This is a genomic window from Gordonia sp. SL306 (assembly GCF_026625785.1).
Lineage (GTDB): Bacteria > Actinomycetota > Actinomycetes > Mycobacteriales > Mycobacteriaceae > Gordonia.
Genome location: NZ_CP113063.1, coordinates 939,215 through 939,608 on the forward strand (window position 1 = coordinate 939,215; position 394 = coordinate 939,608).

At 66.5% G+C, this 394-nt stretch carries 1 protein-coding gene; it reads right to left on the minus strand.

The genetic code is table 11. The features are described from left to right. Positions 1-76: 76 nt before the first annotated feature. Positions 77-298: an MbtH family protein gene (locus OVA31_RS04355; protein WP_324290184.1), complete on the minus strand. Its 222-nt coding sequence runs from the start codon at positions 296-298 to the stop codon at positions 77-79. Positions 299-394 lie beyond the last annotated feature (96 nt).

Consider the following 394-nt stretch of genomic DNA (forward strand, 5'->3'; position numbering starts at 1 on the left):
TCACCGGTCGCGATGTCGGGTACACCAACGTGGCCATGTACCCGACCGCCCGCCGCGACCGGACCGACCCGTTCGGTCAGCCTGCCCGGTCCGCCTCCATCGCGTCGATCAGGCTCTTCGGCCGCAGATCGGTCCAGTTCTGCTCGACGTACTCCAGGCACGCCGCACGGTCGTCCTCGCCGAAGACCTTGGTCCAGCCGGCCGGGATGTCGGCGAACGTCGGCCACAGCGAATGCTGGTTCTCCTCGTTCACCAGCACGAAGAATCGGCCGTTCTCGTCATCGAAGGGATTGGTCATGATCGATCGTTCCTCTCGTTCGGGGACGGGCGGCCGTGCGGCCGGCCCGGGAGTGCGCTCTGGTGCAGTCGTCCACACCGTCGTCTGCCTATATCG